Source organism: Streptomyces sp. SudanB5_2050, from assembly GCF_964272335.1.
Classification (GTDB): domain Bacteria; phylum Actinomycetota; class Actinomycetes; order Streptomycetales; family Streptomycetaceae; genus Streptomyces; species Streptomyces rochei.
This window is the reverse complement of sequence record NZ_OZ186760.1, coordinates 4,272,460-4,286,265: the sequence shown is the minus strand read 5'-3', so window position 1 is coordinate 4,286,265 and position 13,806 is coordinate 4,272,460. Positions and strand designations below refer to the sequence as shown.

Sequence of the window (13,806 nt, the reverse complement as noted above, 5' to 3'; positions counted from 1 at the left end):
CCTTGCTATCGAGCGGTCGTCCCTCGGGACACCTCGGCTTGAAGCCCCCAGGACGGTTCGCCAGCCGCGATGGCATTCAATCACTTACCGGCAGGCGTGCACGACGCCTTGGTCCCATTGTCCGTCACGCCAGTGACAGACTCGGTGCCGATGGCCAACAATCACCGACCCGATCGACCCCCGGCGGAGCCCGGCTCCCGGCCGGAACCGGGCGCGGTCCTGCACCGGCTCGCCGCGGGACCGAGCCGGGCTGCGCGCATCACTCATACGGAGCACTTGCCCCCGCGTGCGGGTCGTCATGCCGTCTGGCCGGAGCGGATTCGCCCGGAGGTCGTCGCGGCCGTGCGCGCGGCGGGAATCGAACATCCCTGGGCCCACCAGGCACGCGCCGCCGAGCACGCCCTCGACGGCGACTCGGTGGTCGTCGCCACCGGCACCGCCTCCGGCAAGTCCCTGGCCTATCTGGTGCCGGTGCTCTCGACGCTGCTGGACGGCTCCGAGGCCCCGAACGGGCGCGGTGCCACCGCCCTGTACCTCGCTCCCACGAAGGCTCTGGCGGCCGATCAGTGCCGATCCGTGAAGGAACTTTCACAACCTCTCGGCACGTCCGTTCGAGCGGCGGTGTACGACGGCGACACGCCGTTCGAGGAGCGCGAGTGGATCCGCCAGTACGGCACCTACGTGCTGACCAACCCGGACATGCTGCACCGCGGCATCCTGCCCTCCCACCCCCGCTGGTCCTCCTTCCTGAAGGCGCTGAAATACGTCGTCGTCGACGAGTGCCACACCTATCGCGGGGTCTTCGGCTCCCACGTCGCCCAGGTGCTGCGAAGACTGCGCAGACTGTGCGCGCGCTACGGCGCGTCGCCGGTGTTCCTGCTCGCCTCCGCGACCGCCGCCGAGCCCGCGGTGGCCGCCCGCCGGCTCACCGGGCTGCCGGTGGTCGAGGTCGCCGACGACGCCTCGCCCCGCGGTGAACTGGTGTTCGCGCTCTGGGAGCCGCCGCTGACCGAACTGGAGGGCGAGAAGGGCGCGCCGGTCCGCCGCACGGCCACCGCCGAGGCCGCCGACCTGCTCACCGACCTCACCGTGCAGGGGATGCGCTCGATCACCTTCGTGCGCTCCCGGCGCGGCGCGGAGCTGATCTCGGTGATCGCGCAGGAACGGCTGGCCGAGGTCGACCGCTCGCTGGCCGGGCGGGTGGCGGCCTATCGCGGCGGCTACCTCCCCGAGGAGCGCCGCGCGCTGGAACGTGCCCTGCACTCGGGTGAACTCCTCGGCCTCGCCGCGACCAACGCCCTGGAACTCGGCCTCGACATCTCCGGTCTGGACGCCGTGGTGATCGCCGGCTATCCGGGCACCCGGGCGTCGCTGTGGCAGCAGGCGGGCCGGGCGGGACGGTCCGGGCAGGGGGCGCTGGCGGTGCTGGTCGCGCGCGACGACCCGCTGGACACCTTCCTGGTCCACCATCCGGAGGCCCTGTTCGACCAGCCCGTGGAGACCACGGTCCTCGATCCGGACAACCCGTACGTCCTCGCGCCCCACCTCTGCGCGGCGGCGGCCGAGCTTCCGCTGACCGAGGAGGACCTGCCCCTCTTCGGTCCCGCCTGCGAGGAACTGCTCCCCCAGTTGGAGGCGGCGAAGCTGCTGCGCCGCCGGACCCGGGCCTGGCACTGGACACGCCGGGAGCGGGCCGCCGACCTGACCGACATCCGCGGCGAGGGCGGACGGCCGGTGCAGGTCGTGGAGGCCGGGACGGGCCGGCTGCTGGGCACGGTGGACGCCGGCGCCGCGCACACGACGGTCCACGAGGGCGCGGTCCACCTCCACCAGGGCCGTACCTATCTCGTGCGTTCGCTGGACCTGGAGGACTCCGTCGCGCTGGTCGAGCAGGCGACGCCGACGTACTCGACGGTCGCCCGCGACACGACGGCGATCTCCGTCCTGGAGACCGACACCGAGATCCCCTGGGGCGACGGGCGCCTGTGCTACGGCTCGGTGGAGGTCACCAACCAAGTGGTCTCCTTCCTGCGCCGGCGTCTGATCACCGGCGAGGTCCTGGGCGAGACGAAGCTCGACCTGCCCCCGCGGACGCTGCGCACGCGGGCGGTGTGGTGGACGGTCACCGAGGACCAGCTGGACGCGGCCCGGATCAACCCGGAGATCCTCGGCGGGGCCCTGCACGCCGCCGAGCACGCCTCGATCGGCATGCTGCCCCTCTTCGCAACGTGCGACCGCTGGGACATCGGCGGCGTCTCCGTCCCCCTCCACCCCGACACGCTGCTGCCGACCGTCTTCGTGTACGACGGCCACCCCGGCGGGGCCGGCTTCGCCGAGCGCGCCTTCCACACGGCGCGCGCCTGGCTCACCGCCACCCGGGAGGCCATCGCCTCCTGCGAGTGCGACGCCGGCTGCCCGTCCTGCATCCAGTCCCCCAAGTGCGGCAACGGCAACGACCCGCTGCACAAACGGGGCGCCGTACGCCTGCTCACGGAGCTGCTGCGGGGAGCCCCGCAAGAGGACTCGGAGCGGGACCCAGCCGAGGGCTGGGAGGGGAGCGGCGCCGGGGCGGCCGGGGCAGCGCAGGAAGGGTCGCAGGGAAGAGCACAGCGGGGCTAGCCGAAGGGGGCTGGTCGAAGGGGGCTGGCCGAGGGAAGCACAGCCGGGGCAGCCGGGAGGGGACACCGCCGGTTCGCGGGCGGAACGACAGTCGTACGGAACGGCGGGCGGCCGGAACGGCGGGCAGCCGGTGGGCTCCGCCCGGGGCGCCGCCGACGGCCGCCGCACCGGGCGGAGCCCACCAAGGCCGAGCCCACCAAGGCGGAGCCCACCAAGGCCGAGCCCACCAAGGCCGAGCCCACCAAGGCAGCGTCCACCCGGGGAGCGCCCGCCGAGAGGGGAGAGCACCCGCTCAAGGCGCCCTCTTCGCAACGGCACCCTCCGCAGCAGCCCCTTCCGCAGCAGCACCCGCTCGAAGGACCCCCTCCGGGAGAGCCCCCGCGGAAGCGGCACCCTCCGGGACGGCCCCGGCGGAAGCGGCATCCTCCGGGACGGCCCGGCCGGATGCGGCACCCTCCGGGACGGCCCCCGCCGGAGGGCGCTCCGGCGCGGGTCCCGCCCTCGCCCTGACCTCCGCGGTGAAGGGCCCCCGACCGGAAGCCACCCTCACGTCGGAGACCTGGCCGGTGAGCGCGCATCTGACCAGCCGCGTCTCCTGGGCCGCCGCGATCCGCTCCGCCCGGGCGCAGGCGGCCGTAGCGCCCCGAGCCCAGTGCTCCGCCGCCGCGAGCGCCGCCAGATCCGCTCCGCCGGCCGCACGGTGCCGGGCCACGACCGCCTGGCCCAGGGCCAGCACGACACCGAACACCAGGCACAGAACGGCGACCGCGCCGACGCTCCAGACAGTGGCCGAGCCCTGGTCGGCGCCCGCCTTCCGGGCCCTCACGGCCCGCCTCCCGCCGCCCGCTCCACCGACGCCACGGCCTCCTCCCGCACCTCGAAGGGCAGGCCGCGCAGCACCGGCGGCTCGGCCACCACGACCACTCGGAACCTGTCGCCCTCCCGGCTGACCGAGACCCGTGCGCCGCGGGGTGCCGCCTCCCGGGCGGCCTCCACGACCGCGTCGGCGGGGTCGTGCCGGGCCGCCGCACGGGCGCCCGTCCGGGCCGCGTCCACGCACTGGATCTGCGCGGCCACCAGGAGGAGCCCCCACACCAGTGTCATGACGAACGCCACCAGCACGGGCAGCACCACGGCGGTCTCCGCCGTCACGAAGCCCCGGTCCGAACGACGGGACCGCACCGCCGGGCCCCACTCACATCCGCGCATCGAGGGCCCGCTTCACGATGCCCTGCAGTTCGGCGCTGACCGCCCCGCTCGTCACCACCTTGTACAGGACCACCGCGAACGCCACCGCCGCGACGATTCCCATCGCGTACTCGGACGTCACCATCCCCGAGTCCCGCCCCGCGGCCCGTCGGCGTCGTGCCGCACCCACCGCACGCATCAGGGCACTCAACCGTGCCCGCACCACCTGATACATCTCAACCCCCGTAAGGTTCGCTGTCGTTGTTCACCAGCGGTTCGTTCACCGCTGGTCGCTCACTCGTGGTCGTCCGTTCGTGTCGTTCGTTCGTGGGCGTCCGTTCGTCCGTCTCGCCCGTTCCCGGTGTCAGCCGCCGCCTCCTCCCCCGCCGCCCAGCACCCCGCCCGCGAGGCCGATCACCACGGGCAGTACGCCCACCGCGATGAACGCGGGCAGGAAGCACAAGCCCACCGGCGCGGTGACCAGGACGGCCGCACGGCGGGCCCGTGCCGTCGTGGTGCGGGCCCAGTCGGCGCGCGCCTGAGCGGCGAGGCGGGTGACCGGGCCGGCCGCGGGCAGACCGGACACGTCGGCCCGCTCCAGCAGCCGTGCGAGGGGTGCGGCACCGGGCAGTGCGGCCAGGCCGCGCCAGGCACCGTCCGGTTCGCCCCCGAGCCGCACCTCCGCGGCGCCGCGGCCCAACGCCTCCCCGACGGGCCCGCCGAGGGCGTCGCCCACCGCGCGGGCAGCGGCGACCGGCCCGGCGCCCGCCGCGACGCACGCCGCCAGCAGGTCAGCGACCAGCGGAAGTTGGCGAGCGGCCTCGGCGGCAGCGGCCTCCCGCGCGGCCGTGGCGGCGGCCCTGCGTCCGGCGTGCAGGCGCCAGAGCATCACCGCACCCGCCAGCCCCACCACCACACCGGCGGCACCTCCGACGAGGGCCCATCCGGCACCCACCACGGCCACCAGCGGCAGCCGTCGGCGAAGCGCGTCAGGGACTTCGGCGCGTCGTGGGGCCGTACGGGCGGTCGTCGGGGCCAGGAGGCCGGTGAGCCGTCTGCGCACCGTCCGCTCCCGCCCCAGGGCCACGCAGCCCCGCGCCAGCCATCCGGCGGCCAGCAGCGTCCCCAGCACCGCCCCCAGCCTGTGGACGAAGTCCCCGGTCACGACTCGGCCTCCGCCCCGCGCACGATCCGCGTCACCCACCACACGCCCAGCCCCTCCAGGACCCCACCCGCGAGCAGACACATCAGTCCGGCTCCGGTGTGCAGCAGGACCCGCAGCGGGTCGGCGCCGAGGGCGGCACCGAGGAGCAGGCCGAACACCGGCAGACCGGCGAGCATCACCGCCGTGGCACGCGCGCCCGCCAACTGGGCCCGCAGATCGGAACGCCGGTCCCGTTCCGCGCGCAGGGCGCCCTCCAGCCGGTCGAGTCCGGCCGCCAGGCCGGCGCCCTGGTCGACGGCGACCCGCCAGCACGCCGCCAGGCCGCGCAGCCCTTCGGCACCGGGCTGCCGCGCGGCCACCGCGAGCGCGTCCGGCACGTCCCCGCCGAAGCGGGCCGCCGCCAGTACGGCGGCCTGCCCGTCGCCGAGCCCGCCCGAGTCGTGCGCGGCGCACAGCAACGCCTCACCGGGTTGCCGTCCCGCGCGCACCTCACCGGCGAGCGCCCCGCACAGGGCGATCACCGCGTCCTGCCGGCGCCCCCGGTGCCGCCGCGCCCGGGCGGCCCGGCGCGTCCGCCGCAGCAGCGGCACCCCCGCCGCCCCCGCGACGACCGGCAGCACCGAGCCGCCCAGTACCGCGAGCACCAGCCCGGCCGCCAACGCCGACCACTCGGGCCTCACCCGGCCGCGCACGCACCGCAGTCCGTCCGCCAGGCGCCGCCCCGGCGGTGGTCCCGTGCCGGCCGTCCCACCGCCGGCGAGCACCGTCCGCGCGCGCCTCAGCGCGGCCTGCCGCCCGCTCACCGCCAGCCATGACGCCGCCCCGAGGAACCCCAGGGCGACCCCCGTCGACACCTCATCCATCAGCGTCACCCGTACGCCCCCTCACCGCGTCCTCGCGTCCGAGCCCGTCGGCGCGCAGCAGCCCGCGCAGCCGCTCCCAACCGCGCTCGGCGGCGAACGCCTCCGCCTCCCACCGCAGCGCGGGCACGGTCCGCACCAGCCCCGACGGATCGCGTTCCAGCACGTGCACCTCGGCGATCCGGCGTCTGCCCGTCCGGTCCCGGACCAGGTGGAGGACGACGGAGAGGGCGGCGGCGAGCTGGCTGTGCAGCGCCGCGCGGTCCAGGCCGGCGGCCGTGCCGAGGGCCTCCAGCCGGGCCGGTACGTCGGCGGCGGCGTTGGCGTGCACCGTCCCGCAGCCGCTGTGACCGGTGTTCAGCGCGGCCAGCAGATGGGTCACCTCGGGGCCGCGCACCTCGCCGACCACCAGCCGGTCGGGCCGCATGCGCAGTGCCTGCCGCACCAGGTCCTCCAGGGTGACCAGGCCGGCCGCCTCCTGGTTGGCGGGTCTGGTCTCCAGGCGGACGACGTGCGGATGGTCGGGCCGAAGCTCCGCCGAGTCCTCGGCGAGCACGATGCGCTCGTCCGGGCGGACCAGCCCGAGCAGCGCGCTCAGCAACGTCGTCTTGCCACTGCCCGTGCCTCCGCTGACGAGGAACGACAGGCGGGCCCGCAGCAGCGCGCGCAGCACGCGGTCGCCGCCGGGCGGGACGGTACCCGCGGCCGCCAGTTCGTCGAGGGTGAACGCCCGCGGGCGCACCACCCGCAGCGACAGGCAGGTGCAGCCGACGGCGACCGGCGGCAGCACCGCGTGCAGCCGGGTGCCGTCGGGCAGCCGGGCGTCCACCCAGGGCCGGGCGTCGTCCAGCCGACGCCCGGCGACCGTGGCGAGGCGCTGTGCCAGCCGCCGCACGGCGCCCGCGTCCGGGAAGGACACGGACGTCAGCTCCAGGCCGCCGCCCCGGTCCACCCAGACCCGGTCCGGGGCGGAGACCAGTACGTCGGTGACCGAGGGGTCGGCGAGCAGCGGCTCCAGCGGTCCGCTGCCGACCAGCTCCGACCTCAGCTGATCGGCGGCCGCCAGGATCTCGGCGTCCCCGAGCACCCGTCCCTGCTCCCGCAGGGCCTGCGCCACCCGCGCGGGCGTGGGCTCCGCCCCGCTCGCGGCGAGCCGTCGCCGCACCCCGTCGAGCATCCCGGACACCGGCCCGGCACCGGCGGGAGGCCCCGCGTCCGACGCCCCGTCGAAGGCGGTGCCCGGCGACCGTCCCGGGCCGAGCCGCTGAGCCGGCCCTTGCGTACCCCTCCCGGCCCAGCCGGGAACGGTCACCCGGGCGGCCGGCCGCCCGGCCGCCCCCGCGATCCCCACCGGTGCCTCCACGGCCCGCACCGGCGTCTCCTCGTACCCCACCGACGCCCTCACGCGGCCCCGCCCCCCGTCTCCACCAGCGCCCGGTCCCAGAACTCCCGGCAGAACCGCGCCAGCGGTCCGCGGGCGGGCGCGCCCGGCGGACGCCTGCCGTCGGTGGCGCGCAGGAGGCCGGCCTCGACGGGCACCTCGCCGGCCAGCGGCAGCCCGAGCAGCCGGGCGACCTCGCGGTCGTCGAGGCCGGAGTCGTACGGACCGCGTGCCACGACACGCAGGTCGCGCAGGACCATGCCGACCGCGGCCGCCACCCGGCCGGACGCCGCGACGGCCCGCAGCTCGGCCGGGACGACGAGGAGTCCGAGGTCGAGCTGGGCCAGTACCTCGGCGGTCCCGTCGTCGATGCGGCGCGGCAGGTCGACGACGACCGTGCCGCCCCCGCGCCGGGCCGCGGCGAGCACCGCGCGGACGGCCTGGGGCGGGACGGCGACACGGTCACCGCGGTCCCAGCTGAGGACCCGCAGCCCGTGCAGCTCGGGCAGTGACTCCTCCAGGGCGCCCCCGCCGACCCTGCCGCGCGAGGCCGCGAACGCGGGCCACCTCAGTCCCTCGGCGGTCTCTCCCCCGAGCAGGACGTCGAGGCCGCCGCCCAGCGGATCGGCGTCCACCAGGAGGCTGCGCAGCCCCTCGCGCGCGGCGGTGACGGCGAGCGCGCAGGCCAGGGTGGAGGCCCCGGCGCCGCCCCGGCCGCCGATGACGCCGACGGTGAGAGCGGGCCGGCCGACGCCCTCGGCGACGTCGGCGATGCGGTCGACGAGCCACTGCTCGCCGTCGGGCAGGACCAGGACGTGGTCGGCGCCGATCTCGACGGCCCGCTGCCAGACTCCCGGATCATCCTGATCGCGGCTCACCAGCACCACTCCCCGCCTGCGCGCGGCGCCGCGCACGCGTCGTGCGGCGTCGTCGCCGACGAGGACGAGCGGCGCGGCCTCCCAGCCGCCCGGGGCCGTCCCGGGCCCCGGTGGCGGCGCTGGTGGCCGGGACGTCAGCGGTGAGGGGGGTGCCGGGCGCGTCGTCGGCACCGAGTGGTGCACTTCGGGTGTCGCGCCGGCCGCCGCGCACAGGCGCAGCAGGTCGTCGAGGAGTTCGGTGTCCTCGGTGACGATGAGCGGCCCGCCGCGTCGCGCCGCGGCGGTGTGCGTCGGTTCGTGGTCGATGGTCCCGGTCATGGCTGCGTCCCCCTTCGCCGCGACTGTCGTGTCGCGGTCGGTGTCGCGGTCGGTGTCCCGTGTCTCGCGCGGCCCTTCCGGTGCCGCCTTTCGGCCGTCCGAGGACCGGCCGGCCCTACGCGTCCGGCAAAGGGAACCGGCGTCGGAACTCGGCGCGGCCCGGACGTCTGGGAATCACGGTGCGGCGTTCCGGGAAATCGTGTGGATCTTGGTCCAAAACTGTGGACAACCCGACGGCTGTGAATATCGCCGTCACCCGAACCGGTGAGCCCCGCACCGTTCCCGGACACCCCCGATCCGCCCCGCGCGCGACACCCGGAGAGCAGCCCGACGATTACCCTATGTCACTAGTCATGAACATGACATCAAGGGCGGCCGACCTCACCGCTGAACGGTCCACAGGGCGGCCGGAGAGCGGAAAACCCGTCCGGACATGCGACGACCCCCGCCGGGGGGGAGAGCGGGGGTCGTCTCCACGGCCGACTCGGGGGGGGAGGAGTCGGACCGGGTTAGCACGGTCGCGAACGATCCGTGACTTCCATGGTGTACCCGAGAGCCTTCTCAGGCAAACCCACGCGCCCCACCTTACGCCGAATGGGCTGCGCCTATGCTCGGGGGCGTGGAAAACCACTCCTCGCCCCACTCCAAGGCGCACTCCCGGCCCCGCACGGCGGCCTTCTTCGACCTGGACAAGACGGTCATCGCGAAGTCGAGCACGCTCACCTTCAGCAAGTCGTTCTACCAAGGCGGACTGATCAACCGCAGGGCCGTCCTGCGTACGGCATATGCCCAGTTCGTCTTCCTCGCGGGCGGAGCCGACCACGACCAGATGGAGCGGATGCGCAAGTACCTCTCCGCCCTGTGCCGCGGCTGGGACGTCCAGTTGGTCAAGGAACTCGTCGCCGAGACACTGCACGACCTGATCGACCCGATCATCTACGACGAGGCCGCCTCGCTGATCGAGGAGCACCACACCGCCGGCCGTGACGTCGTGATCGTCTCCACGTCGGGCGCCGAGGTCGTCGAGCCCATCGGCGAGTTGCTCGGCGCGGACCGGGTGGTGGCCACGCGCATGGTCGTGGGCGAGGACGGCCGCTTCACCGGGGAGGTGGAGTACTACGCCTACGGCCCCACCAAGGCGGAGGCCGTCCGGGAGCTGGCCGAGTCCGAGGGGTACGACCTGAGCCGCTGCTACGCCTACAGCGACTCGGCGACGGACCTGCCCATGCTCGAGTCCGTCGGCCACCCCCACGCGGTCAACCCGGACCGGGCCCTGCGCCGAGAGGCCCTCGCCCGCGAGTGGCCGATCCTCGATTTCCACCGTCCGGTACGGCTGAAGCAGCGGATCAGGGGAATCTCCGTGCCGCCGCGGCCGGCGCTCGTCGCCGCCGCCGCCCTGGGAGCCGCGGCGGCCACCGCGGGGCTCGTCTGGTTCGCGAGCCGCCGCCGCTCCTCGGCCACGGCCGCGGCCTGACCCCGGCGCGTCCCCGGACACCGCGACGCGTCGGCGCCCCGTCATCGGCCCGCCGCGCCCTTTTATGGGCGTATGAGCGTGAAAGTAAAGAAGTGCGGTGCGCACTTCCGCTTGTTGCGACCCAGGAGTACAAAGGAGTCAACGGCCCGCGAGACCAAGGACATCCGAAAGGATCACCTTAAAACGCATTTGGCCCCACGGACCGAAGCATGAACATCGGGCACCCACGCGACGTCGACCCGTCGATTACGGGCCAGCCGCACCAGGTGACGGGCAAAGTACCCGACCTGATGGGCAACATATCGAGGACGCTTGGTAACCCGGTGGTCATGCCAGCGGCGGTACGGATTCCCGTACCGCCGCATCTCTTTGTCCCACGGGCGGGCGCCCGTAGCGTCACGCCGCCCCGCGCTGCAGTGCCTCGCACACCGCCGTCGACTCGCGTGCGCCCAGCTCGACCGCGCGCCCGCAGTGGGCGATCCACGCGGCCATCCCCTCCGGGGTGCCGGACACGTACCCGTCGAGGGCCGCGAGATAGGCCGCCCGGCCCAGCTCCGCGTGGCCGACCTCGGCGGCGCAGACCGACTTCGGGTCGAGGCCGCTGCCGACCAGCACGATGCGTTCGGCCGCCCGCGCGACCAGGCCGTTGTGCGAGGTGAAGGGCCGCAGCGCCAGCAGCTCGCCGTGCACGACGGCCGCCGTCACCAGCGCCGGCGCGGAACCGCCCGCCATGACCAGACCGGCCAGGCCGTCCAGCCGGCCGTGCGCCTCCTCGGCGCCGGGCAGGGGCAGCTCGACGAGCGGCTCGTCCACCCGCTCACCCGCCTGGCGGGGCCGCCCCACCTGGTCGGCCTTGTCCGCCGCCGCCACCAGGTGCAGCCGGGCCAGCACCCGCAGCGGGGACTGCCGCCAGATGGACAGCAGCTGACCGGCCTCGGCGGTCAGCCGCAGCGCCGCGCCCACCACGCGCGCCTCGTCGTCGCCGCTGAAGTCGGTCCGCCTGCGCACCTCCTCCAGGGCCCAGTCCGCCCCGGACAGCGCCGCCGAGCCCCGCGCGCCGCGCAGTGCGGCCTCGGAGGTGATCTCGTTGCTGCGGCGCCGCATGATCCGGTGGCCGTAGACGCGGTCCACGGCCTTGCGTACGGACTCCACGGACTCGGCCACGCCGGGCAGTTCGCCCAGGGCCGCGAGCGGATCGGCGGTCGCGCCTGTCGTACTCATGAGTACGACCCTACGCACCCCGGCGCCGCGCCCCACGAATGAGTGGTCTTCTTCACGCGCCCGAGGACTCGCGCGCCACGCACAGGCAGCGCCCCACTACGCTTCGTGAACATGAAAATTGCTTTCGTCGGGAAGGGCGGCAGCGGCAAGACCACCCTGTCCTCCCTGTTCGTCCGCCACCTCGCCGCCACCGGGGCGCCCGTCGTCGCCATCGACGCCGACATCAACCAGCACCTGGGGGCCGCGCTGGGCCTCGACGAGGCGGAGGCGGCGGGGCTGCCCGCGATGGGCGAGCACCTGCCCCTGATCAAGGACCACCTGCGCGGGACCAATCCGCGCATCGCCTCCGCCGCGGAAATGATCAAGACGACCCCGCCCGGCGAGGGTTCGCGCCTGCTGCGGGTACGCGAGGACAACCCGGTCTACGACGCCTGCGCCCGGCCGGTGCGGCTCGACCCGGGTGCCGTCCGCCTGATGGTCACCGGGCGCTTCACGGAGGACGACCTCGGCGTCGCCTGCTACCACTCCAAGACGGGAGCGGTGGAGCTGTGCCTGAACCACCTGGTCGACGGACGCGACGAGTACGTCGTGGTCGACATGACCGCGGGCTCGGACTCGTTCGCCTCCGGCATGTTCACCCGCTTCGACGTCACCTTCCTCGTCGCCGAGCCGACCCGGAAGGGGGTGTCGGTCTACCGGCAGTACAAGGAGTACGCCCGCGACTTCGGCGTCACCCTGAAGGTCGTCGGGAACAAGGTGCAGGGGCCGGACGACCTCGACTTCCTCCGCGACGAAGTGGGGGACGACCTCCTGACGACCGTCGGCCACTCGGACTGGGTGCGCGCCATGGAGAAGGGCCGCCCGCCCCGGTTCGAGCTTCTGGAGGAGGCCAACCGCGAGGCGCTGCGCACCCTGACGGCGGCCGCCGACGCCGCGTACGGGGCACGGGACTGGGCGCGCTACACGCGCCAGATGGTCCACTTCCACCTCAAGAACGCCCGCAGCTGGGGCAACGAGCGCACCGGGGCCGACCTGGCGGCGCAGGTCGACCCCGGATTCGTGCTCGGCGAGACGGTCGCCGCCCCGGCGTGAGGCCGGCGTCCGCGCCGGACGCTACCCCTTGGCGGCCGGGGCCCCGGGCACTCCCTTCGGCGCCGGTGCGGGGTCGGCCGACAGGAGGGAGGCCCAGCCCTTCTTCGGCGCCTCACCGACGCCCAGGGTGCGCAGCTTCTTCAGGACCTTCGGGTCCTGGGCGTCCAGCCAGTCCACCAGCTGCCGGAAGGAGACGCAGCGCACCTCCTCCTTGGTGCACACCGTCTCGATGACCTCCTCGACCGCGCGCATGTAGGTGCCGCCGTTCCAGGACTCGAAGTGGTTGCCGATGATCAGCGGCGCCCGGTTGCCGTCGTAGGCGCGCTGGAAGCCCTGGAGCAGGCCGTCGCGCATCTGGTCGCCCCAGAACTCGTGCTTGGCCGGGTCGCCCTGGGTGGTGGTGCCCGACTGGTTGACCATGAAGTTGTAGTCCATGGTGAGCTGTTCGAAGGTGTGCCCCGGGAAGGGGACGAGCTGCATCGACAGGTCCCACAGGCCGCCCTCCTTCTTCTTCGGCCAGACCTGGTTGTTCACGCCGCTGCTGTCGTAGCGGAAGCCCATGTCAGTGGCGGCCTTGACGAAGTTCTCCTGCCCTTCGAGGCAGGGGGTGCGGGCGCCGATCAGCTCCTTGTCGTAGTCGAAGGGCAGCGGCGCCGCGTTCTTCGACCCGGTGTTGGACTTCCAGGTCTTCACGAACTGCTTGGCCTGCCGGATCTCGTTCTTCCACTCCTCGACGGACCACTCGCCGACCCCGCCGCCGGGGCCGCAGAAGTGCCCGTTGAAGTGGGTGCCGATCTCGTTGCCCTCCTGCCAGGCCAGCCGCAGCTGCTCGACGGTATCGGCGATGCCCTGCTCGTCGTTGAAGCCGATGTCGGAGCGGCCCGGTGAGTGCTGCGGCGGCCGGTACAGGTCCCGCTTCTCCTCGGGCAGCATGTACACGCCGCTCAGGAAGTACGTCATCGTGGCGTTGTTCTCCTTGGCCACCTCACGGAAGTGGGAGAACAGCTTCTGGCTGTCCTCGCCCGCCCCGTCCCAGGAGAACACCACGAACTGCGGGGGCTTCTGACCGGGCTTGAGGCGCTCGGGCCGGGGCAGGTGCGGCTGGGCCCCGGTGTAGGCGGTGGAGCCGTCGCCGATCAGCCGGACCGCGTTCCTGGGGGCCGGCGCCGCCTTCCCCTTCTCCTTCTCCTTCGAGCCCTGGGGCCCGTCACCGGAACCGGTACCACTGCCGAGCGCGCAACCGGCGAGCGACGCGGCGCAGAGCGCGGCCGCGACCACGGTGCGCGTGGCGATCCTGCGGGTGGCGGCCATGTTCCGCCCACCTTCTTCCTTCTCTCGGGCCAACGCCGACGAGGGCGATGTCGGGTGCATCGGGTGCTGCGCCGGGGGTGTCGACGTCAGCGCCGTCAAGGTGGCACGTACGCGAGAGGGAATTAGTACGACAAGCCGATGAAATTCATTGATTCACCCACTTGAGCAGTGCATTACTCCATTTGCGCGAAAAGTCTATGCCTCGTCTTTACTCTGAATTACGATCCGTTTACTGAGCGCGACCGCGAGAGCGTTCACCAGCGCTCATCTCGTACGTACCGAGCGCCCGCCGGGTGCTC

Annotated in this window: 12 protein-coding genes; 3 read left to right on the top strand and 9 right to left on the bottom strand. The window is 74.0% G+C overall.

Annotated features, from left to right (window positions below):
* Nucleotides 1–69 precede the first annotated feature (69 nt).
* Nucleotides 70–2,619: a DEAD/DEAH box helicase gene (locus tag ACFZP7_RS19100; RefSeq protein ID WP_385634933.1), complete on the top strand. Its 2,550-nt coding sequence runs from the start codon at nucleotides 70–72 to the stop codon at nucleotides 2,617–2,619.
* A 292-nt stretch (nucleotides 2,620–2,911) separates the two neighbouring features.
* Here the strand turns inward: ACFZP7_RS19100 and ACFZP7_RS19095 are convergent, their stop codons facing one another.
* The 7 genes from ACFZP7_RS19095 to ssd all read right to left on the bottom strand — a co-directional run bounded on the left by ACFZP7_RS19095 (nucleotide 2,912) and on the right by ssd (nucleotide 8,409).
* Nucleotides 2,912–3,367 (bottom strand): Rv3654c family TadE-like protein, encoded by a 456-nt coding sequence (locus ACFZP7_RS19095; RefSeq protein WP_385638483.1) that lies wholly within the window; start codon nucleotides 3,365–3,367, stop codon nucleotides 2,912–2,914.
* Nucleotides 3,368–3,441: 74 nt separating this feature from the next.
* Complete coding sequence (locus ACFZP7_RS19090) at nucleotides 3,442–3,828, bottom strand: TadE family type IV pilus minor pilin (RefSeq protein WP_385634931.1); 387 nt, start codon at nucleotides 3,826–3,828, stop codon at nucleotides 3,442–3,444.
* The gene (locus tag ACFZP7_RS19085; protein WP_030972968.1) at nucleotides 3,815–4,042 is read right to left on the bottom strand and encodes a DUF4244 domain-containing protein; all 228 of its coding nucleotides are present in this window, start codon (nucleotides 4,040–4,042) and stop codon (nucleotides 3,815–3,817) included. The genes ACFZP7_RS19090 and ACFZP7_RS19085 overlap by 14 nt, the downstream gene beginning before the upstream one ends.
* Nucleotides 4,043–4,171: 129 nt before the next feature.
* A complete protein-coding gene (locus tag ACFZP7_RS19080) occupies nucleotides 4,172–4,972 on the bottom strand; it encodes a type II secretion system F family protein (protein ID WP_385634929.1) in 801 nt (266 codons plus the stop codon).
* Entirely contained in the window at nucleotides 4,969–5,835 is an 867-nt protein-coding gene (locus ACFZP7_RS19075; protein ID WP_385638480.1) for a type II secretion system F family protein, read from the bottom strand. Before ACFZP7_RS19075 ends, ACFZP7_RS19080 begins: the two co-directional genes overlap by 4 nt.
* Entirely contained in the window at nucleotides 5,828–7,009 is a 1,182-nt protein-coding gene (locus ACFZP7_RS19070) for a TadA family conjugal transfer-associated ATPase (protein ID WP_037900122.1), read from the bottom strand. The genes ACFZP7_RS19075 and ACFZP7_RS19070 overlap by 8 nt, the downstream gene beginning before the upstream one ends.
* Before the next feature lie 224 nt (nucleotides 7,010–7,233).
* Nucleotides 7,234–8,409: a septum site-determining protein Ssd gene (ssd, locus tag ACFZP7_RS19065; protein ID WP_385634927.1), complete on the bottom strand. Its 1,176-nt coding sequence runs from the start codon at nucleotides 8,407–8,409 to the stop codon at nucleotides 7,234–7,236.
* A gap of 607 nt (nucleotides 8,410–9,016) precedes the next feature.
* On the opposite strand from ssd, the gene ACFZP7_RS19060 reads away from it, so the two are divergent.
* Nucleotides 9,017–9,883 carry an HAD family phosphatase gene (locus tag ACFZP7_RS19060; RefSeq protein WP_019329825.1) on the top strand — a complete coding sequence of 289 codons (867 nt, stop codon included), beginning with the start codon at nucleotides 9,017–9,019 and terminating at the stop codon, nucleotides 9,881–9,883.
* A 396-nt stretch (nucleotides 9,884–10,279) separates the two neighbouring features.
* On the opposite strand, the gene ACFZP7_RS19055 is transcribed toward ACFZP7_RS19060, so the two are convergent.
* On the bottom strand, nucleotides 10,280–11,104 hold the full coding sequence (locus tag ACFZP7_RS19055; RefSeq protein ID WP_019329824.1) for a hypothetical protein: 825 nt from the start codon (nucleotides 11,102–11,104) through the stop codon (nucleotides 10,280–10,282).
* Between the two features lie 111 nt (nucleotides 11,105–11,215).
* Here ACFZP7_RS19055 and ACFZP7_RS19050 point away from each other — a divergent pair, with 111 nt between their 5' ends.
* Complete coding sequence (locus ACFZP7_RS19050) at nucleotides 11,216–12,196, top strand: ATP-binding protein (protein ID WP_031019065.1); 981 nt, start codon at nucleotides 11,216–11,218, stop codon at nucleotides 12,194–12,196.
* A 21-nt stretch (nucleotides 12,197–12,217) separates the two neighbouring features.
* On the opposite strand, the gene ACFZP7_RS19045 is transcribed toward ACFZP7_RS19050, so the two are convergent.
* Nucleotides 12,218–13,507: a hypothetical protein gene (locus tag ACFZP7_RS19045; protein WP_019329822.1), complete on the bottom strand. Its 1,290-nt coding sequence runs from the start codon at nucleotides 13,505–13,507 to the stop codon at nucleotides 12,218–12,220.
* Between the last annotated feature and the right edge of the window lie 299 nt (nucleotides 13,508–13,806).